A 21,580-nucleotide genomic window follows, 5' to 3' on the forward strand; every position below is an offset into this window, starting at 1 on the left:
GTTAAAATAATAGATTGATAGCAAGGGCAATAAATACAATGCCAGTGATCCTATCAATCCAAAGTTGGCTATTTGGGTTACGTCTAAAAAACTGTGCAATTTTGTCGCCAAAATAAATATACGTGCAGTCAATCGGAAAAGCAAAAAGAGGGTAAAGTAAGCCAAAAAAAGCGAGCTGAAAAGTAGCCGATGAAAGCGTTGGATCTACAAATTGCGGAATAAATGCAATAAAGAATAATGCTACTTTAGGGTTTAGTACTTCAGTCATCATTGCCTGAAACATGACATTACTTTTTTTACTGGTACTTATATGTGGTTTATCGATTTGCTTGTCACCAGGTGTCGGCTCTGGCTGCTTTAGCGTGCCTTTAATCATCACAAACCCTAAATAGCATAAGTATGCTGCGCCTGCATATTGCACTGCGGCATAGGCACTAGGGGAAGCTTTTAGGACTGCGCTTAGGCCTACAACAGCAAATAGCGTATGAACAACCCCACCTAATGCAAAACCAAAAGCACTTTGCATACCAGCGCTTCGACCATTTGCAAATGTTTGCGCCATCAAAAATGCATTTGATGGCCCAGGCGCTACTGCCATTAAAAAGCTGGCTAATAAAAATGAGACTAGAAAGTCAGGATTGATCATTGAGTACTTTTAGCTGGGTGTAAAGTATGTGCTTTTTTGCTCATTAAAATAAGCCAAAGCGGAACTAGCAATAATAAGTGAAAAGCAATCAACCAGGGTGTGCTTAGCCCTAGATACTGGGTTAAAACGACAAGTATACTTGCGCCACTCATTTGCATAGCACCGAGTAATGCAGAGGCTGTGCCTGCTTGTTTAGGAAAGCTAGACAGAGACATTCCTGCAGCAGAGCCTAAACTCAAAGCAAACCCTAATGCTGCAATTAAGATAGGTAACATAAGCGCAAATGCCGTTTCTATACCGCTCAGCGCTAGCATTAAAATGCCTGAGAAAACCAGTACACTCACACCGACACGCAAAGCACGTTGGCTATTTCGTTTAATGTAGGTTGGTAAAATAAAACTTGCGACAATACTTATTACGGCATTTAGCGTAAACCAAAAAGTAAAGTCGGCTACTGTGCCGCCTAAATGTGTAATAAGCCAGCCCGGTGCGAGCGTTACATACACTAATATGGCCGACATTGAGACCATACAAATTAGGCTATTAAATAAAAATACCGGTGTTTTAATAATCGGTGTAAAGCGACGTAAATCTAAAATATGCCCCTGATAATGACTATCAGCAGGGCGAGTTTCCCTAAAAAAGAATAGGGTAACAATAAGGCCCAAAATGGCAAACGCGGTTAAAAACATAAAGTTCATACGCCAGCCAAACTGTACGGTAAGCCAAGCCCCTAAAATAGGCGCCATTGCCGGAATGAAACACACAATCCCGTTAAGGTAGGTAATCATTTGTCCGCTTCGTTCACTACCATATTTATCACGTACTATCGCAAATGCGACAACAAATGTGGCACACGCTCCAAATCCCTGAAAAGCACGTGCTATTAGTAATATCTCAAAAGAAGGCGAGTAGTATGCGAGTAATGCAGAGCTTGCATACAAACTAATGCCCACTACTGCCACTGGTTTTCGACCAAATTTATCGGCCAAAGGGCCCGCAATCAATTGGCCTAGACCTACTGTTAGCATAAAAATAGCAACGGTTTGCTGTACTTGTTGTTCAGTAACTGCAAATTGTTCTGCAATAGTAGGGAAAGCAGGTAGGTAAATATCGATTGCCATAGGGCAAAATATAACGAGTAACGCTAAGATAAGTAACAAAGTCATATTAGGTTTAGCGGGCTGTGTTTGCATTGAGTCTCCTTTTGTCGAGTATTTTAGGTGGGCACTCATAAAAAAGAAAGGGCTTATGACCCCTGCATAGGTTGTCTTTCTTACTTTTTGATTGGATTAAGTTAAAAAGCCAGCATAAATGCACTTTTTAAAACTGGTCTGATGTGTTAGTTTTGCAAGAGTAACTGTTGATGGAAAATAATAATGAGTAATAAATCTGCACTTGTACAAACATGGCATAAATTTAAGCGCCTACCTTTTGGGAATTGGCTTTTTACTAAGGCTGTTTGCTTTAAAGCGCCATATTTTGGTTCGATGAAACCTTACGTACTTGATTTGAGAGAGGGCCATTGTAGTGCAGTGGTTAAAAATCGTCGCAGCGTTCATAATCATATTGGAACTATTCATGCTATTGCACAGTGTAACTTAGCTGAATTGTGTGCAGGTGTAATGGTTGATGCAACAGTGCCAGTTAAAACGCATCGTTGGATCCCAAAAGGTATGACAGTTAGGTATTTGGCTAAAGTAGATACAGATGTACGAGCAGTCGCTGAAATTGATTTACCACATAAGTGGATTGATAAAGAAGACTTAGTAGTACCGGTGAAACTTTATAATACCCGCAATGAACTTGTTTTCACTGCAGATATTACTATGTACATTACTGAGAAAAGGTAACTTACGTAAAGCTGATTTGACTTAGCTTTTATCAGCGGCTTGTTTATTTACAAATGATAAGTCGCTGCCATCTTCTTTCAATAATGCTTTAACTTCTTTTGCGGGTTTTAGTTCTTTCGAAATTAGTTCCGGCTCTTCTTTTTCAAAGCGTTGCTTTAAACTGCCTTCAATGACTGCGCCTGCATCAATACTCAATGTATCGTGAAATACATCGCCATGAACATGAGCACCACTTTGTACTTTTACTTCACTGGCATTAATTGACCCAATAACTTTACCTTTAACAATAACGCTTTTAGCTTCAACAATTCCTTCAACAACTCCCGTTGAGCCAATAACTAAATGCTCCACTTTTATGTCACCATCAATACGTCCATCAAGCTGTACTTCACCTTGGCTAACTAAAGTGCCTGTAAGGCGTACGTCTTCAGCAATAATAGACGGTGTATGATTCACTCTTTTTAAATTAGAGCTAACTGTTTTTTGTTTTTTTCTACCAAACACGAGAAAGCGCCTTTGTTATTTTTAGAGGATTGACTTGTTTACCATTAAGTAATACTTCGTAGTGTAAATGCGTGCCTGTGCTTCGCCCAGTGCTGCCCATTAAACCGATTACATCATGTTTAGTGATTGCTTGACCTTTCTTTACTTTAATTTTATTTAAGTGTCCAAATCGAGTCACTAAGCCATTTTTATGTTCAAGCTCAATAAAGTTACCATAACCACCATTACGACCAGCACGAAGTACTACAGCGTCTGCTGGAGCAAATATTTCGGTTTTATGCCAACCGGCTAAATCAATTCCTTTATGAAAGGCATGATTACTATTCATGGGATCTTTTCTAAGGCCAAAATTACTCGAAATATAGTATTTAGCTTTAGCTAAAGGCAGGGTGTTTGGTAGCTCAGTTAAAAAGTTTTCTAAATTATTTAATATTAATAACTTATCAACGATGGCTAAAAAGTGGCTCGGGATTTTTGTTTCGTTAAATGTATCAAGTGGCCCACCTTGTGCAGTTGTCTGGGCGCTTAATATTAGGTGTTGTTCAAGCGCAGACTCAATTCCTGCGCCTTTGACCATAGCTAAAATAGCTTGGTGGCGTTCACTAATTTGGTTATCTAAATAGGTAAAGTTTTGCTCATAATGATTATTTAAGTTGGCCACTCTTGTTGCGAATGTAATTGGAGCGATTAACTGTGCTTGTTTACCTTTTTGATTTTCATCGACTAATGGCTCATGAAACTCATTGCCATTTTCATTAATAGGTACATCAAGTTCAGTATCAAGCTTAATGACATCTTTGCTAAGTGAAGCAGGAAGGGATTCTATCATGCTTTGCAGTAGCGCCTGCTTTTGCTCAAGTATTGCAAGTTGCTCTAACTGCGTTGCTTGAAGGGCTTGTTGCTCACTGACTTTTTGTTGCCATAGCGTTTGCTCGGTTATTTGATTTTGTTTTATGTCAGAGATTTTATTTGTTTGTGTATAAACACGAAAGCTCGAAATACTCAGCCAAGTAAAAGTGACTAAAATAAGCAACGCTACAAGAAGTTGAAACCAAGAGGCTAAAACAACATGCTTAACTTCGCCATTTTGACGAATAAGTAGCTGACGAGCAGGGAAAAATTTATGATAAAAAGACTTTATAAATACTGACATGGCATATAAATACTGGCTATTAACCGAATTAAGATAGCAATTTGAGTTAAAAAAGCTAGAAAAAAATTGTAACTGTTCAAAAATTAATGAAAAAGGGTTGCTTTTAGTAAGCAGCCCTTTTAATAAATTTTTTAATATTCGTATTATTTTGCCGGCAGTACAGTGCTCTCTACAGAGCCAAAACCTATACGTGCATAGCCTTCTTTTTCACACCAGCCACGCATAATAACGTTATCGCCATCTTCTAAAAAGCTGCGTTGTTCGCCGTTGCTTAGCGTAATTTTTTCTTTACCGCCACGAGAAAGCTCAAGTAATGAACCAGCTTCTTCGTGCGTTGGACCAGACTGAGTGCCCGAACCTAGCATGTCACCTGGCATAAAGTTACAGCCATTCACTGTGTGGTGAGTAACCATTTGTGCCACGCTCCAGTAAGAGTGCTTAAAGCTAGATGTTGATACGCGCGTTGGGTTATGGCCTTCGCTACGCATTTTTTGCGTTTGAATTTTAACATCCATTTGAATATCAAAAGCACCTTGGTCGCGATTCGCTTTTGATTCTAAATAGTCCATAGGCTGTGGATCGTTTTCATCACGTGTCCAACTTGTTCTATAAGGCGCTAATGCTTCGGTTGTTACAATCCAAGGCGATACAGTTGAGGCAAAGTTTTTAGCTAAAAATGGACCAAGCGGTTGGTATTCCCACGCTTGCAAGTCACGTGCTGACCAATCGTTAAATACACAAAAGCCAAATACGTGGTTTTCAGCATTTTCGATAGCGATTGCATCGCCCAGTGCATTGCCTTTACCTAAGTAAATACCCAGCTCTAGTTCGTAATCAAGGCGTTTACAAGGGCCGAATGACGGTACTTCTGCATTAGGCGCTTTAGTTTGACCTTTAGGGCGATGAAATGTTTGACCCGATACGTCAATAGATGAAGAGCGACCATGATAACCAATAGGTACCCATTTATAGTTAGGTAGTAATGGGTTATCAGGGCGAAATAAACTGCCTACGGCGGTAGCATGATAAATAGAAGTGTAAAAGTCGGTGTAATCACCGATACGACAAGGCAAAGAAAACTCTATATCAGACTGTGCAACCAATGTATCGCTAAGCGCTTGTTGGTGATCAGAGCCTGCTCTTAGTGCTTTTGAAAGGGCTAAACGAAGGGCTGACCAATACTGCTTCCCTAAACCCATAAATGTATTTAAGGTTGCTTCACTTGCTGCATCTGCGGCTGTTTTAGCGTCACCTGTTAAAACGTTTAATTTACTTAGTTTTGCTAAATCGATTACTTGGTCACCAATTGCAACACCACCACGAAAGGCCTCATCAGATCCTTTACGACGAAATTCTGCAAACGGTAAGTTTTGAATCGGGAAGTCGCAATTATCAACATTAGCTGATTCTACCCAGCTGGTTAAATTAATATCGTGGGTTTCGTTAATTAGGCTCATTACATTTCCTTTGGATTTTACTGTATGGCGACAGGTATAGTTTATTTAATCATACTTGTACTTGGCGCCATACTTTTTAAATATTAAAACGACAAAAAGCAGCGAAGTTCGCTGCTTTTAATTTACTCAAATATCTTATAAAACGCCGCGACGCTCTTGGTCACGTTCGATTGATTCAAATAGTGCTTGGAAGTTACCTTCACCAAAGCCACCATCATCAACGCGTTGGATCATTTCTATAAAGATTGGACCAAATAAGTTTTTAGAGAAAATTTGTAATAAATAACAATTTTCACTTTGGCTATCTACGAGTATTTGATGCTGGCGAATTTTTTCTTTATCTTCAGCAACCCAAGGTACGCGGTCAAAAATAGTATCGTAGTACTCTGGAATAATATCTAAAGTGGCAATTGTTGATTTATCCAGCTTATCAAGAGAGCTTACTAAGTCATCTGTTAAAAACGCTAAATGTTGAACGCCTGGGCCGTTATACTCACCAAGGTATTCGTCAATTTGGTTGTTATCGTTACCTTTACCTTCGTTTATTGGAATAGAGAAGGTGCCACAAGGTGATTTAAGTGCATACGAAATAAGCGCTGTTTTTTGACCTTTAATGTCAAAGTAGCGTACTTCAGTAAAACCAAATACGTCTTTATAAAAGTTAGCCCATTTTTCCATGGTGCCTTTATAAACGTTATTGGTTAAATGATCGATTCGGATAAAGCCTTTATCTTCTACAACATTTTGCGTTTCTAAGTCTTCAAAATCACTCTCGTAAATAGTGCCTTTGTCGCCAAATTGCTCAATAAAGTAAATTAGGCTGTCGCCAATACCATAGATTGCAGGGTAAGGCATATTTTTATGCGTTGAGTCTGTCGCTGGTTTTGCACCACGTTCTACAGCTGTTTCAAATGCTTTTTGCGCATTCTCAACACGCCAACCCATTGAACAAATAGCAGGACCATGGCTTTTAGCAAATTCTGCAGAAAAACCTTCACGCTCGTTATTCAGTAAAAAGTGAATATCGTTTTGGTTGTAATAAACAATGTCTTTACCTTTGAATTTTTTAAGCTTAGAGAAGCCAAAATCAGTAAATACTTTATCCATATAATCAGCATCAGGTGTTGCGTACTCAGTAAATTCAATACCGACTAAACCTAAATAGTTATTTACTTCACTCATTATTATTACTCCCGCAATTAAGCACTGCGATTATGTGTTGTTGTCATATTGCACTAGATAATCAACCAGATTTTTAATTTGGGGAAGAGGGGGGCACTATTTAGTATGTAGTGCATGTGTAAATTTTATAGGACGGTTATTATAAAGTTACGTGTTTGTAATACAGTTAAGTGAAATGAAGTTATATGGTATAAATTCAAGTGGGAGTGCTTGTTTTTAAGTTGTTGTATTTAAATACTAAAAAGGAGGTTTAACCTGCGTTAAACCTCCTTTTAGAATTAATAAGCAAAAGCCTTTTTGTATGTAATTATTTACACTTTAAGAGCCGTTACCGAAGAACTTGTTTCGCTGCTCTATCCATAAATTAGTTTTTATTGCTGGAGCTGCTTTGTAGTGACGTTCAATCGTTTGATTTAACACACGCATCGGTTGTTCAAATGTCAATTTTTTTTGCGCAGCGCCCATGCTTTTAATTTCGCCACGGGTCATAGCGCGGCCCGCATAGAGTAAGGCATTTAAATAACCAGGGACTGTTTCGTAGCCATTATCAGTAAATAAGAGCACTGCTTTGTTTAGAGCCCAACGTTGGTCTATTTCTCCAAACTCTTTTACACCCGCTAACTCACCATCAATATATACTTCAAACACGCCATTTTTTGGTGCCGTGTAAAACACAAACGCTACACGATGCCATACCTCTGGTTTAGTATCACCAAAATATCCACTTTTAAACGTTGCTTCACCATAACCGCCACTGGGATCAATAAATATATCTGCATCATCTTCTAAATAATCTACTGTTTCAGTTTGGATTATTGCACGATAAGAATCACTATCTTCTGATGGCCAATATAAATCCATTATTAGAGTATAGTCAGATACCATACCGTCACTTGCAAAGTCACCATTTGCTTGTGTGTTTAATTCAATTTTAAAACCCTCTGTAGGTGAGTGATCAGTAAAAGCCATTACACCAGAAGGACCATCAGTTAAATCCGCAATATTAAGATCTGTGGTTGTCTCATAACGGGTGTCTTCTGGGCCCCAACCATCATTTTCTGGGTCAAAGTAGCTTAAAACCGATGGACCAAAGTCTGGGGCCAGTGGGTTTGTTGGATCGTCAAAGTTCCAAATTGTTATATTAGCCACATCTTTGCAAGCATTAAGTTGTGTATCTGTATCAAGGTGAAGACATTGCGTTGTTCTAAAGCGTGCGTATTGATCAAGTAGCCACCATGCTTCGGCAATTGGTTTTACATCTTTAAAAATAACACTACTAAAGAATAAATCTGGATTAAGTGCTGCGCCCTTAAATAAAGCGACATTATAATTTGTTGTTACTTGAATATCTTCCGGTTTGAGTACAAACCAATCGGGCTGACTGGCAATCATTGTATTTAAATCAGTACCAGTAACAGTTACTTGATACAGTGAGTTAAAGCCTGGAGTATTTGACGGCTGTCTTTCAACATAAAATGCTTTGTGAAAATCTTCTTGTGTAACTGTACCTGGCGTCCACCTTTTTTGTACAAGCTCAGGATTGAGCAGTGCTGCATTAATTGAGCTTGAATGTTTAGTTGCAAGTGCAGTAATACCCGCAACTTCAAAGTCACTTGGGTAGTTTTCTGAAATGGCAATTTCGGTATCAGCATCGGGTGCGTAACGTCCCATTATTTCATCGATAGCCAATTTGGTTTCTTCGTCAGGTTCTATAGATGTTCGTGTATCTACATGTTGATAATCGTAACGACTTAGTGTTTTATCAGCTGTATCAAATACTAAATTTAAGTCGGTGACTCCGCGTGCATAAAAGTCGGGCTGAATAACTAAAGCATTATTCTCAAGCTCTATAAAATTCTCACCACCATGAGTATGCCCGCCAAGTACTAAATCTATACCGGGTACATTGGTTGCTATCTCAACATCAGTTCCTATGCCCAAGTGGCTTAGCATGATCATGTAATCAACGTCATCGCTGTATTGGCTTACAATACTTTGCGCGATTTGTTGCCATTTCCAACTCATTTTAAATTGTTTTATAAAGTCAGGAATAGGGTCATCTTCAATTGGTTCGTCAAGCTCATCCCATGGTACTGACGTCATCCCAAACACACCTAATGTTATGCAACCAACCTGTACCTTAGCAAAGTCGACACCACCAAAATTCTGACTGTTTTCTCCCTCAAAGCGGGTATTACTGGCAAGTACAATGGCATTATCGTCTTGTGAAAATTCAAGTAGTTTTTCAGGGCCCCACGCATAGTCATGGTTCCCTAAAACACGTAAATCAAAAGCCATTAGTTTTACGGTTTCATCAGAGGCTAACCCTTGCGATATTTGCTCTGCTACAGTGCCTTTTTCGTAATCATCGCCACCATCGGTGAATAATGTATGCGGTGATTCGCTTAGCGCTTTTTTATAATAAGCTTTAATGCGACTAAAATATTGTTCTTGATATCCAAAGCGAGAATGCATGTCGGCAACATGAACAAACCTTACAGATTGCTCTGTTGCATTAGCATCACATGTAGGGCCAACATCAGAAAACGCGACAGTACGTTGCATTTCTATTGCATAGCTACCTAGTTGGTTTACTTGTGCACTAACAAAGCCTTGCGATACCGTTGAATCAGTAATGCTTGACCAAGAGTCTCCGCTAAAACGAGCAATAGTTAATTGGCCGCCTAATACATAGTCGTCAGGTATTTTTATAGTGACAGTCATTGGGCTAGAAAGTTGAAGTGTATCTGGTGTAAGCGTATGTATATCTGAAATGATATTTTTTGCTTGATTATTCTCATCAAGAACTAATTTTTCGTAGGTTATTTCAGTATCGCTAGCCACTATTTGCCCAGGAGCATTGATAGTAAAGTTACCTTCATCTAATGAGGTTTGTAAGCCATTAGCGTTGGTAATAATTAAACCACTAGGCTCAGGCTCTACAGGATCATTTGGATTTACTGTTACTTCATCACCGCCACCACAAGCAGATAAAAAAATAAGGAGAAATAATGCTATTAGAGTGGTACGTGATAACGTCAATGCATGCATATACTGCTGTCCCTGAGTCTATTCAATAATCAATCAGGACATAATATCAGTTAACGAGAGTGGGGCAAAGTTGAATAAAAAAATTCCCCCATAGGCTCTATGGAGGAATGTATCGGTTATGTTGTTATATTTAAAATAAACAACAATTAAGAGGCTTTCTCTTCTAACCCTTGTTTTTCCCATACTTTAGCTTTAAAGGTCATTAGTACTAAAACAACACCAACACCAATGCTAAATAATGCAATTTGTAAGTATAAGTTAGGGATTTCTTCAACATTATTCGGATCGAAATTACCAGCAAGTAAACCTGCGATGATGTTACCGATTGAGTATGTTAATACAAACACACCCATCATTTGACCTGTATAACGTTTAGGCGATAACTTACTTACCGCACTTAATGCTACAGGGCTTAAACAAAGCTCACCCACAGTATGTAAAAAGTAGGTAGTAACAAGCCAGTAAGGCGCTACTTTTAAGCCTTCAGCTGCGTAATGAGCCGCCATAAACATAACTAAAAAGCCTGATGCCATGATAATTAAACCAATTGCACACTTAACGCTATAGCTAGGTGATACTAAGCTTTTAGATAAGTTAATCCAAAGCGCTGCAAAAAATGGCGATAAAGCAATAATAAACAGTGAGTTTAATGATTGAAACCACGTTGTAGGGATTTCAAAAGTGCCAATAAGACGGTCAGTATAGTCGCGAGCAAATAAGTTTAATGATGAACCAGCTTGTTCAAAGCCAGACCAAAAACATGCTGATGCAATACAGACTAAAAATAGTGCCCACATTCTTTGTTTTTCGGCATCGGTTAAATTACCTGTAAAGTAAATAACACCAAAATAAACAAAAAAGATAATAGTAAATACAATAGCTACGTACCCTGCAACCACTGTTGGATTGATTACAATTGCGCCGGTCATTGCTGCCGTAGTAACTGCAGCAGCTGCAATTATAAATACAGCAATACCACCCCAAGCGCGTGAAGTGCCTTTAGGGCCTAATGGATTAGCAGGTAGTGCGCCGTGCTCTGGTAAGTTATTAAGTGTGAGTTTGTACTGCACTAAACCAATAGCCATACCTACAGCTGCTGCACCAAATGCCCAGTGCCAGCCTACGTTCTCCATAAAGTAACCACAAACGTAGTAACCTATTAAAGAACCCATGTTAATACCCATGTAGTAAATAGCGTAACCGCCATCACGACGCTCATCAGCATCACTGTATAATTGGCCAACCATTGCGCTGATATTTGGTTTTAGTAAACCAGTACCTGTTGCTACAAATATTAAGCCAATGAAAAAAGAATAATCATGTGGAATAGCCAAAATAATATGGCCAATCATAATAATTATGCCGCCATACCACACTGCTTTTTGACCGCCAAACAATCTATCTGCTAGCCAGCCACCTGGTAAACCTAAAAAGTATACCGCACCAGTGTATAAACCATATATTGCAGCAGCTGAGGCAACAGTAAAGGCAAGGCCTTCTTCTTGTAAGCTTGCTGTCATGAATAATACGAGCATAGCTCGCATACCGTAATAACTCATTCGTTCCCACATTTCAGTGAAGAACAATGTTGAAAGTCCTTTAGGGTGGCCAAACCAGCCACTATCTGGAGCTGAACTCATATTTACTTCCTAACTTTAAGTATTGTTATGATGGCCTTATAATTTTTTGCTTTAGCTATTTTAGAATTTGTAACCACTAAAATGCTCGACCATCAGTATAGTATTTGTAGCTAAGATAATGATTTGCTATATGGCAGTAACACCACAAGGTAAGAGACACACCCTTATCCTAGTTACAATTGCGCTCAAGTATACATATACCTTAGTGCTAGGGGAAGTATTCGCGGTGTATCACCTTATGCCAAGTTAAAACTCAGCATAAGGAACAATAGGAGTGCCTGGAAACTCAAGTGTTCCGTACACAGGATTAAAGTAATAACGTATATAAAGCTGACCAAAGTTTGGTTCGTAAAAGTCAGAACGATCGATGGCTAAGTAGCCACCAAAAAACCAATTCGGCGTTATTCTATACTCAAAACTACCTTCAAGATTATATGAAACACCAGAACTTGTTTCACCTTCAAAAACAGGATCAACACCTGTTATTGACTCTCTATCATATGCAGCTATTTGCAAATCGCTATCGTTAGGGAAGAAATCAATAGATTGAGTTTTTGTTTGCGAGTAAGAAATACCTGTTTTTAATCGATAGACAAAATCATCGCCCCAACGCGCGTCATAAGTGAGTGGCACAGATAAGCCTACATAGTTTTGTGGACTGTAATAACCACCATGGCCCCATGTTTCTTCACTTAAATTATACTTGTATGCCCAATGTAATAAGCTAGCGCCTACGGTAAATTCACGCTCTTGATTGCTAATTACACGGTAATAAGTACCGCCCATCATACGGTAGCGTTGGTTGTCTTTTACATTTTGGCCTTTATAAAGGGTAAAGTCGGCACTTGACCAAAAACCCCATTTTCCACCTAAGTCATGCGATACATTAGCAGTTAGACCTGTAGAGCGTACGCCACCCCAAACTTCACCTGTATTTACATCTTTTAAGCCTGCATAAGAAAGTACTGAGCTCGTAACTGGGCGTTTTTCAAGTTCTAGGCTATATCCAAAGTCGCCAAAACTGTCTGCGTAATTTACGCCCCACACAAAGTCTTCAATTAAAAAGCTAAGTGGGGTAGTGCCTACATCTACACGCCAGTTTTCGTTTTGCCAACCAATACCTATATCTACACCATTTTCCTCTGGTGTCACTTCATCGACTGAACAAGTGAAAATACATAAAGCACCTTGTCCGTAGCGACTACCAGCGAACTGCTCATCAAAGCGAGTTGTTTGTGCGCTAATAGTAGTCGGGTCTACTTTAATAAACCCTTGGCCTTGCCAAAGCGGAAAGTAAGCCTCAATCGGGACTAAGCCCGCACCAAGTGTTGCTTCACTTTCGGTACTTGTTTGCCCACTAAAGTTAACACCAATAGCAATGTAGGCTTGGTTTTTATTTTGCTCGTTTATTAGCTCACGTTTAGCACCGTTTACATACCATTCATCGTTTTCATTTATTTTTAAAAGCGCTCCGTAAAGCTCTTTTTCATTCAATGTACGATTAGGTGACAGGGTTTGTGCATACCAAAATTGTGCTTGTTCGGTTTCATTAAACTTACTGGCTACTTGAGCGCCTAAATAACGTAACTCTTGATCGTTTGGTGACTTTTCAATAAGTTGTTTAGCTAAATAAAGTGCATCCCCTGAGTAATTAAACTCATTAAGAGATGACATGATTTGGCGTTGTAAGTAACCATCTTGCGGCGTGGTTTGCGTAATCGCTTTTTGCGTAACTTCTTTTGCTTGAAAGTCGTCTCCAAGTTCTATGTATGCATTAGCAATAGCGAGAAGCGCTTGAGGCTCTATGGTTTGTTTGTTTTGAACTTTTTGTTGATACAAAATAACCGCTGCTTCGCGCTGTTCAAGTGCTAAGTTTGCATTAATAAGGGCCGTTGTTGTTGCTGGAGTATTTTTATATTTTTGATCCAGCTGGTTAAGCTTAGCGATTAAATCACTGCCATTATAATACTCAGTAATATAGCTATTTTGTAGCTGTACATATTGAGTTTTTTCGTTTTCAGTAGCGCTCTCTGGTAACGTGTAATTTTCAAACCATTGCTTCGTTTTATTTTCATCTCCTTGATCTAAAAGCCATTCACCATAAAGTGTATGCCAATAAGGAGAAAGCGAAGGCTCAGCTTTCAGTGCTTTGTTTATAAGTCTTATAGCGTGTTTTTTTTCGTCGATTCGATACCAGCTTCGCGATAACTCAGCCTGCATGGCAGGTGTTAAGCTTTGTGCTTCTAAGTTACTTAAATGATAGATTGCAGTGGCTTTATCTTTAGCGTCAAGGTGGCGCTCACTTTGTGTTAAAGACTCATTAAGTTGCAGCTGTTGTTCAAGCGCAATAATATCTTTATCTCTGGATTTAAATGGAATGTACTGCAATGTTTTAATAGCACCTTGATAATCATCAAGGGATCGTAAAAAAAGCGCGTGGCTATAACGAATTTGAGGATTTAGCGGAAACTGCCACAGCACATTATTAAATAAAGTACGGGCCTCTTCTGTGAGTCCTTTTTGTTGATATATAAAGGCTAAATCGTAATATAACCAAGGCTGCTCAGGCGCTATTTCAATTGCATCTTTTAATACTTTTTCGGCTAGCTCTAAGTCGCCTGACTGCGTTAATGCATCAGCTTTTGCGCGGTACTGACTGCTTAAAGAGACAGAATATGAATCTTTAACTAATTTTTTTTGATTAAACGATAAGCTGTTATAAAAAGAAGTTAAGGCTTGTTCATTTTGTTCTAATTCAGCTATTTCAAGCAGACCAATTAAAGCGCTGCTATTAAGTGGATCACTTTTTAAAACAATTTGATATGTAAGAGCAGCTTGTGAATATTGCCCTTGAGCAAATTGTAATAAACCTTTGTTATATATTACTGTATTAGTTTCTTGCCCTAAGGTAGCGGCTAAATCTAGCTTAAGTTTAGCAGTTTTAAACTCTTTATTATTAATAGCATTTTTAGCTTCGCGAATATAAAGCCAAAGCTTAGCTGTTTTTGCCAATTCTTGCAGTGTTTCACGCTCGGCGAACTCAGCTGTAAATTTTTGCGCACGAGTAAAATATTGATACGACTTTTGGTTTTCACCAAGACGTAAATAGAGTGTGCCAAGGCTTCGCATTATAGCGCCGTCTTGCGGACGACCTCTTAAGGCTTTTAAAAGCAAAGGCTCTGCGGCGGCAAGTTTATTTTTCTCAAGTAATCTATCGCCCCTAACCCAAAGCTGATAGGCAGGATCGGCAAGCAGTGTTTGGCGTTTTTTATAATCTTTTAGAAAATCTTGATATTGTAACTCGCCCTTACTACTAAAAGGGTAAAGCGTGAAATAGCGTTGATACTGCTTAACTGTATCATCTGTTAAGGGCATTTCTAGCAAAGCACTAAGCCAAATATATTCTACTTCATTAATAAAAGTAGGGCCTGCGCCATATTTACTTAAAATATCAATAGCTTTTTTATCTGTCAGATTACGCCTAAGTAAGTGGCGTGCATAAGCGACTTCTATTTGCGCGATACTTGGGTAGTTTTGAGCTAATTTTTCATAGCCTTTTTTAACGCTTTCCCATTGGCTGCTGTCTTGCCCATACCAACTTAAATGCTCAAGCTCGTAATCTAATGTAGGGTAAACGTTTTTAAAAATATTATTGTAGATTTCGCGAGCTTGTTTATAACGACCCGCACGAGCCAGTAATTTAGCTTCTTGAATTGAAGATTTATCTTTACCTTCAGTACGAGAAAGTACTTTTAGTTTTTCAACGCACGGGGTCTGTTTGGTAAGCCCATTATCTATTTTATTTAATAACTGGTTGGCTTTCGCAGATTCGCCATTGGCAAAATCATAACGCGCTACTGCGCACTGTGTTTCTATCCGGGCAGGGGCAATGGCGACTAGCTTTCGTAAGCTATCTTCAACTAGTTTTTTATTTTGCTGTGCTTCACCAATACTTATTTGGCTTAATAACCAATCAACAGATTGCGTATCAATATCGTTGACTGTGTTAGCGCTCAATCCAGAGCTAAGCGCTAATGTGCAAGCGAGGGCAAACCTTAACGGCATTCAGTGCTCCATACCGGTTGTAGCGTCCCATCTGCTGTAATTGAAAAGCGCTTATTTAAAGCACTTGTACCAAACAAGTTAAGCACGCTGTCGTAATAACGAGTCTGGGTAAATGATTTATCAACCATTAGTTTTTGCTGAATTGCCATTACTGTAGAATTATCGCTATTAGTCGCTAGTAAAGGTAATAAAGCTGAGTTAAAGCCTAACGGGCCTCTTTTTTCAGATTTTCCTGACTTAGAAAAAGTATTTAAAGGCACGTAGCCACGTTTATTAATTGTTTCTATAAAAGGATTGAATTGCGCTAAAAGCTCTTTTTTATAAGGAGCGTTATCTGCCATCATACTTGCCCATAAATATACTCTGATGGCGTTATAACTGCCCAAATCGCTCGTTTTTTTATCGTAGTAAAAGCCATTATTCGCATCAAACATTACCCAGTCAGGGCTAACACCTTGCTTTGCTGTATCTAAAATTAGCTTTGCTGAGCCTTCGTGTAATTGTTGCCAAGGCGAGTGTGGGTAGAGTTTTTTAAACTGCTGGTAAATAAATAATGGTGAGTAGCTCGGGTTTAACTTAAAACGTTCATTATCAAATTCAAAACCTGTAGGAGCAGGTAGTAATGATAAACCTAGGCCCGAGATATAAGCGGTTTCTTCACGCATTATTCTCTGTGCAAGTACAGCTGCTAATATGCTGTAGCGGCGCTCATCCCAAAGAATAGCTGCTTGCGATAAGCTGTATGCTATCCATAAGTCAGAATCAGACGCAGGGTTTGAATCTAAAATTCCGCCAATATTTTGATTATTAACACCCCATTGCCATGCCGGTAAACGAGTGCTCAAATCACCTTCTGATAAATGTTCTTGCGTCCAATCAAGCACTAGGTCAAACATTGCTTTGTCATTTGCTACAACAGCAAAAAACAACGCATAAGATTGGCCTTCTGAGGTTGTGACTTTTTGCTCGCTACCTAAATCAATTACGCGGCCATCCTGGCTTATAAAGTTACTTTTAAACGTTTGCCATGCATCCCATGGTTGGCATTGCTCTATTTGTGCATTGGCATTAAAGGTAAATAATGCAATCACGGTAAAAAATACATTAATGAGTGACTTCATTACTTATCTCCTTCAGCTAAGCGCTTGTATGTTAATGCTTGCAGTAATCGCCATATAATAAATGAGATCAGCAGTAGTGTTAAAATAGACAACAGTGCCAATACAAACGGATGATCCGATAAATGGAACCAAATTAGGGTATGTACAGGAATGTGGCCAACAAAGTATTGCTCATCAGTTTTAATTGTTTTAATGCCTTGAGAGTTTATGACCGCAGCACTGCCTTTAATTTGCGCAAGAGCTTGTGAACTCATTAACGCATCATCTAGTAGAGTAAAGGCTTTTTGTGATGTTGCACTAAGCGATACAATTGAACGCTCTGAATCAAACGGTGATTGAAAGCCTGTAATAACGGCCATATCACCACTACTTTTTATACTAACTTCAACTTTATCTGTTGTCTGCTCATCGTAAGCACCATTGTATATAGCTTGTTTTATAGCGCGCTGATTATTATCAAGCAGGATATTGGTTTGCGCATCTTCATCTAAGTTATTAGCAATGCTATTAGGTTTGGCGATTACCAATATGTCTTTATCATCTAAGTTGGCATTTTGATTTAAATGAGCAACACTTATTCTATGAGCGGGGTAGCCTGTAATAGCACCAAAGTGGCCTGTTAAATTAAACAACACAGATAGCGCTTTAGGTGATGGAACTTCATCTATCAATACTAAAGTTTGTTGTAAGTCTGCGTATTTTGTAAATGGGAATCCGCTGTTTGCAAAAACATTTAAATCAGGCAGAGCTATGTAATGGTCAAACCCACTTACATCAATGTTGGAGTTTCCATCAATTACTCCGTATTCGCCACCAGGTGGAGCAATGGCACACTCGCCTTTTTTAAGTACTGCAAATCTAAAGTCAAAATTTAACTCATTTCGGCTGGCAAGGTTAATACCATCCAATGAAAAGTCTTCAGCGCTTTGCGTTGTGTCTGTATTAGCGATTAAAGGCAGCAAGGTTTTAGCGGTAGTTAACGATGTGTCTTTTTTATCAAGTAAAAAACCACTTATAAACTCTTGGTTTATTAACATGTTTAAACGTGAATTTAAGGTTTCGCTCTCTGGCGTATTACGGTATTGCAAAGTAATAGGAATACCTTTTTCACGCCAAGTAAATAAATCAGGTGCAAAACGAACATTTAGTTTTATAGGACCGTTGTTAAGTCCCTCAGCCTGTAACTGAGTTGGATAGTCAATAAGCTCGTCAAAGTGCACCGGACGATCGTTTCTAAGCCATCTCGGCGCATCATAAGCTTTACGCAGTGGGAGTTTGTTAATTGCTTCGATGCTCGCACTTCGGCCAGTCATAATTTTATGACCAAACACAAGACCAGTAACCGCTGTTTTTAAGTCTTTTTCGTCACGCCCCAAAATTAGCAGCATTTTATTGTATCTGTGAATAGGGCTTGAAATTAGCTCGACGGTTGGCTTTTCAACATCTGGATAATCTTTTAAAAAATCAGGTTTTGAGTCATTAGTAATAAACACCACACTGTGCTGCTCTGGTGCTTTATTTAAAACTACGGGAAAGTTAGCGCCACGCCAGTCTGCTTGTGCGCCAAACCAACTTGATAAAGTGGCTGCGGCTTCTATTGCTTGTGTATTGGGCGTGTTTGCAAATACAAAAGGTAGGTTTAATTTGTTGTAATCTTTAGCATCAAAAAATGGTTCTGGTAAATATTCAAGGCGGCTATCAATTGCTAACTGTTTTTGGTCAAGGGTGATGTTGCTTGATTTATTTATTTCAGTCCAAATTGAACGGCTAAAATAATCTTGGCATTGTAAGTCGAAGTAACCAACTAACTCAAAGCGAATTTGGTTGTAGTCTTGAATGTATTTAGCATTTAGGTCTAGGTTATGACTTACTGTGTTTTTTACAACACTTAGTTTTTCATTAATAGGTAAAACAGTGACTAAGTTATCGTTAAAATAAACTTTTAAGTGCGATACATTAGCCAGTAATGAAGGGGAATTAGTATACGAAAAGTTAAGCTTTAAATTAGTGCTCAATTTATCAATTCTATTTGTGAAATCGACTCGAGAATTATTATTCACGCCGTCGAGTTTATAGTCGTTGAATCCTAACTTTTCAAAGCTAAGACGTAAACTAGAAACCTGAGCGCTCTCAGGGTAGCCGTTTACAAACATAGTTTTGTCGTGCATAGGCTCGATAGCGAGCACTTTATATGCGCTACTAATAAGTAACAATGTTAGTAATGTATTAAGTAACTTTTTAATCATAATTATTATGCACTATCGGTTTTTTTGGAGTAAATGAATTTATGTAAATGACAATATTAGTCATTAACTTAATAACTGGTTGTAACGCTCTTGGAGCATGAAATAATAAATTACTAAAGCCCCGTAAACTGGTTTTTTGTACTTCTTTGAAGCTATACGATGGACGGTCATGTCTAAAGTTATTTTGCCAATCTAGCCAAGCATCTGCTCTTGAGAAGGTACATTGTATAAAAGCTCTCTGTTTTTCGAGAGATAAATCTTTAAGTGTAAGGCCAATTTGTTTTTTACGGGTATTACATACGTAAGTAGTGAATGAGAATTGCTTGTTACCGCGACTCATTAATAATTCAATTTTATCGTTAACACGACATAAATGCGCGTGATCTGTCTCTATGCCTACGCCGTTATCTGAATAATCCGTTATTTTTACTTTTAAAGTATGACCATTTGCTAAACGAACGCCGGCAGGGAAGTTTGCCTTTATACGATGTGAATGCCTAACTTGGCGTGCTTCCGCAGCAACAGCAACCGCAGCACCTAAAATTATAATATTATAAAAAGCCCAACCCATACTTATCATAAGTACGCCAATCTGGCTTGGGTCACCTAAAAATAGACGTAATACACCCACTAATATACCAAGTAAATTAATAAGTAAGAGTATTAAATACGGTTTTGAAATACCCCAATCGTAATGCTCTTCATCATTTAAACCGCCTTTTTCGGTTACGTTAAATTTACCCTTATTGGGATTAAATAAAGCAACGGTAGTTGGTTTTAGTATGTACCAAGCAAGCACTGACTCATACACCTCACCCCAAAAGGAGTAACGGTATTTACCTTGAATACGTGAGTTAGTCGCTTTTATTTGAATTAATGTCGGCACTACATAAATAAAAATAGCTAAAAATGGGGCATAAATTATATATGCATTAAAATATATTAGCGCTAAAGGGGCTGTTAAAAATACAATACGAGGAATACCCGATAAAAAGTGCAGCATTGCGTTTATATAGCATAATCGTTGAGGAATGCTTAAACCCTTACCCATTAATGGATTATCAAGCCTAAATATTTGCGCCATACCACGCGCCCAGCGAATGCGTTGACCTATATGCGCTGACAGGCTGTCGGTAGCAAGACCTGCTGCCTGTGGGATATTTATATAAGCAGTTTTATAACCAGCGCGCTGCATGCGAAGTGCCGTGTGAGCATCCTCAGTTACTGTTTCAAACGCAAAACCGCCAATATCATCAAGCGCAGCTCGTTTTAATACGGCGCAAGAGCCACAAAAGAAGGTTGCATCCCACATGTCGTTTCCGTCTTGAATAAGCCCATAAAATAACATGTTTTCATTAGGGATTTGACTGTGGTTATTAAGATTTCGCTCAAATGGATCGGCAGAAAAAAAGTGATGCGGTGTTTGGACCAAACACACTTTACTGTCTTTTAAAAACTGTCCCATTGTCATTTGTAAAAACGAGCGAGCAGGGACATGGTCACAATCGAAAATTGCGATATATTCGCCATCGGTATAACGCATAGCGCTATTCATATTACCTGCTTTAGCATGATTGTTATCTGTACGAGCTAAATAACCCACTCCAATCTCGGCTGCAAATTCCTTAAACTCTGGGCGCTTACCATCATCTAATATATAAACATTTAGTTTATCTGCAGGCCAATCGATGCTTAGAGCAGCCAGAGTAGTTGGCCTTACAACGCTTAATGGCTCATTATAAGTTGGAATATACACATCAACTGTTGGCCATAAGTCAGTGTTTTTTGGTAAAGGAACTGGTTTTCGCTCAAGCGGGTTAATTGTTTGGAAAAAACCTAAAATCAGTACAAGCCAGGCATACGTTTCAGCAAGTAATAAGCCACCACCTAGTGCAAGTGCGAGTGGATCATCCCAATTTAAAGTCTCGGTGTAACGCCACCACAAGTAACGAGAAGACGTAGTTACTGACAGGGTAATCATGACAATGGTTGCCATTTGGCCTTTTACTCGTTTAAGCGCATACGCAACTAGTAAAATGAAGCTTATAAAAACGGCTTGAGCTTCCAAGCTAAAAGGAATTGTAATAAATATTGCTAATAAAAATAGAATAAACGCGAGAATGACGTATTTGACTAGTTTATTTTGCCATACACGCGCATCCGCCATGGTTTTAAACGCACTTTTTTTAGGGCCTTTGTTGTTTTTTGATAGTAGGCGCTTTAATAATCTACCTAGCTTTAAATCAAACCAACGTAATTGTCTTAAAAGGTAGCTAACACCGTCATAAAAATAATTAACAGCATCTTCTTTTACAGAACTAGATTTAAGCTGGTTTTTAAAGAATACTAAAAAAACACTTTGTATAATAAAGCGTAATATATTTGAGTAAATGTAGGTTCGGTAAGGCAACCTTAAATGAGGGTAGTAGTCATAAAGGGTATATTCAAAGCTGATTTTATGCTGTTTAATATTTATAAACAGTGAGCTTAAAAGCGTAATAAAAGGCATTAAAAAAGCTTCAATTACATTTACTTTATGTTGATTAAAGTAGCTATGAAACTTAAATAAAATGTACCTGACTAACTTATCAGTAAATAGAATGCTCAGCAGCAAGTATAAAGTGCTGTGAATAGGGCGCTGATAAAATAGTGTAATGCTCAT

General features: G+C 38.5%; 13 protein-coding genes. 1 reads left to right on the forward strand and 12 read right to left on the reverse strand.

Annotation, left to right across the window (positions count from 1 at the left end):
- Nucleotide 1: 1 nt before the first annotated feature.
- Nucleotides 2–646 (reverse strand): LysE family translocator, encoded by a 645-nt coding sequence (locus EU510_RS15565; RefSeq protein WP_149594246.1) that lies wholly within the window; start codon nucleotides 644–646, stop codon nucleotides 2–4.
- Nucleotides 643–1,842 (reverse strand): multidrug effflux MFS transporter, encoded by a 1,200-nt coding sequence (locus EU510_RS15570; protein ID WP_149594247.1) that lies wholly within the window; start codon nucleotides 1,840–1,842, stop codon nucleotides 643–645. Before EU510_RS15570 ends, EU510_RS15565 begins: the two co-directional genes overlap by 4 nt.
- Nucleotides 1,843–2,025: 183 nt before the next feature.
- Between EU510_RS15570 and EU510_RS15575 the strand changes: the two genes are divergently transcribed.
- Nucleotides 2,026–2,499 (forward strand): hotdog fold domain-containing protein, encoded by a 474-nt coding sequence (locus EU510_RS15575; protein WP_002958195.1) that lies wholly within the window; start codon nucleotides 2,026–2,028, stop codon nucleotides 2,497–2,499.
- A gap of 21 nt (nucleotides 2,500–2,520) precedes the next feature.
- On the opposite strand, the gene EU510_RS15580 is transcribed toward EU510_RS15575, so the two are convergent.
- The 10 genes from EU510_RS15580 to bcsA form a co-directional block, all read right to left on the reverse strand.
- The gene (locus EU510_RS15580) at nucleotides 2,521–3,003 is read right to left on the reverse strand and encodes a polymer-forming cytoskeletal protein (RefSeq protein ID WP_149594248.1); all 483 of its coding nucleotides are present in this window, start codon (nucleotides 3,001–3,003) and stop codon (nucleotides 2,521–2,523) included.
- A complete protein-coding gene (locus tag EU510_RS15585) occupies nucleotides 2,993–4,156 on the reverse strand; it encodes a M23 family metallopeptidase (protein WP_149594249.1) in 1,164 nt (387 codons plus the stop codon). Before EU510_RS15585 ends, EU510_RS15580 begins: the two co-directional genes overlap by 11 nt.
- A gap of 143 nt (nucleotides 4,157–4,299) precedes the next feature.
- Nucleotides 4,300–5,613 (reverse strand): fumarylacetoacetase, encoded by a 1,314-nt coding sequence (gene fahA, locus EU510_RS15590; RefSeq protein ID WP_149594250.1) that lies wholly within the window; start codon nucleotides 5,611–5,613, stop codon nucleotides 4,300–4,302.
- A 135-nt stretch (nucleotides 5,614–5,748) separates the two neighbouring features.
- Nucleotides 5,749–6,795, reverse strand: a complete 1,047-nt coding sequence (gene hppD / locus EU510_RS15595) for a 4-hydroxyphenylpyruvate dioxygenase (RefSeq protein ID WP_149594251.1) — start codon at nucleotides 6,793–6,795, stop codon at nucleotides 5,749–5,751.
- A gap of 318 nt (nucleotides 6,796–7,113) precedes the next feature.
- Nucleotides 7,114–9,846, reverse strand: a complete 2,733-nt coding sequence (locus EU510_RS15600; protein WP_149594252.1) for a metallophosphoesterase — start codon at nucleotides 9,844–9,846, stop codon at nucleotides 7,114–7,116.
- Between the two features lie 146 nt (nucleotides 9,847–9,992).
- Nucleotides 9,993–11,486, reverse strand: a complete 1,494-nt coding sequence (locus tag EU510_RS15605) for a peptide MFS transporter (protein ID WP_149594253.1) — start codon at nucleotides 11,484–11,486, stop codon at nucleotides 9,993–9,995.
- A 246-nt stretch (nucleotides 11,487–11,732) separates the two neighbouring features.
- The gene (locus EU510_RS15610) at nucleotides 11,733–15,551 is read right to left on the reverse strand and encodes a cellulose synthase subunit BcsC-related outer membrane protein (protein WP_149594254.1); all 3,819 of its coding nucleotides are present in this window, start codon (nucleotides 15,549–15,551) and stop codon (nucleotides 11,733–11,735) included.
- A complete protein-coding gene (gene bcsZ, locus EU510_RS15615; RefSeq protein WP_149594255.1) occupies nucleotides 15,542–16,672 on the reverse strand; it encodes a cellulose synthase complex periplasmic endoglucanase BcsZ in 1,131 nt (376 codons plus the stop codon). Before bcsZ ends, EU510_RS15610 begins: the two co-directional genes overlap by 10 nt.
- Nucleotides 16,672–18,918, reverse strand: a complete 2,247-nt coding sequence (gene bcsB, locus EU510_RS15620) for a cellulose biosynthesis cyclic di-GMP-binding regulatory protein BcsB (RefSeq protein WP_149594256.1) — start codon at nucleotides 18,916–18,918, stop codon at nucleotides 16,672–16,674. The genes bcsZ and bcsB overlap by 1 nt, the downstream gene beginning before the upstream one ends.
- A complete protein-coding gene (bcsA, locus tag EU510_RS15625) occupies nucleotides 18,911–21,580 on the reverse strand; it encodes a UDP-forming cellulose synthase catalytic subunit (RefSeq protein ID WP_149594257.1) in 2,670 nt (889 codons plus the stop codon). The genes bcsB and bcsA overlap by 8 nt, the downstream gene beginning before the upstream one ends.

This window comes from Pseudoalteromonas sp. FUC4, assembly GCF_008370255.1.
Classification (GTDB): domain Bacteria; phylum Pseudomonadota; class Gammaproteobacteria; order Enterobacterales; family Alteromonadaceae; genus Pseudoalteromonas.